Below are 633 nucleotides of genomic sequence, written 5' to 3'. Positions count from 1 at the left end.
GAATGTGGGGAAACCTGGACGCACCATGGAAGAGGTCCTTGGAGCTCAGCGCGCCAGTATCGCGCCTATCGACGAAATGAAAACGGTCTGGGAAACGAATGTATTTGGTACGCTTGCCGTGACACAAGCCTTTTTACCTCTATTAAGGAAAGCCGAGAAAGCGCGGATTGTGACCGTGTCGAGCGCATTGGGTTCTCTTACTTTGAATGCCAATCCAGCTAATCCCTACCGCTCAGCCTTCGATGCCGTCTATGGGGCATCCAAAACTGCGCTTAATGGCGTTTTCCTTTCGCTGGCCATCGATTTAGCGAATACCCATATCAAAGTACACCTGGTAAGTCCTGGTTTTACCGCAACGGCACTCAATAATTTCCAGGGGACCGATACGGTGGAAGAAGGATCTATCGAGCCGATAAGGGTGGCCTTGTCAGAAGACCTGCCGACAGGAAGTTTTACCGGACCCGCCCATTATGCCGGATCAGACAACATTGTTCCGTGGTAACAGTGACAGGGTCAAAACCCTGCGAATGGAAACAGTCGCGGGGTTTTGGTATATTTATATGATGAAAAATAAGGAAGACAAATTGATACGGTTCATAACGATATCGGAAACGCATGAGGCCTTTGGCTTGC

General features: G+C 49.4%; 1 protein-coding gene. It reads left to right on the top strand.

Annotation, left to right across the window (positions count from 1 at the left end; translation table 11 throughout):
- On the top strand, positions 1 to 502 hold a 502-nt coding region (locus AAHB90_RS32500; RefSeq protein ID WP_342089492.1), incomplete at its 5' end, for an SDR family NAD(P)-dependent oxidoreductase.
- Positions 503 to 633 lie beyond the last annotated feature (131 nt).

Source organism: Dyadobacter sp. OTU695, assembly GCF_038440355.1.
Lineage (GTDB): Bacteria > Bacteroidota > Bacteroidia > Cytophagales > Spirosomataceae > Dyadobacter.
Note: the sequence above shows the minus strand (reverse complement) of the source record. Positions and strands in the feature narration are given on the sequence as shown.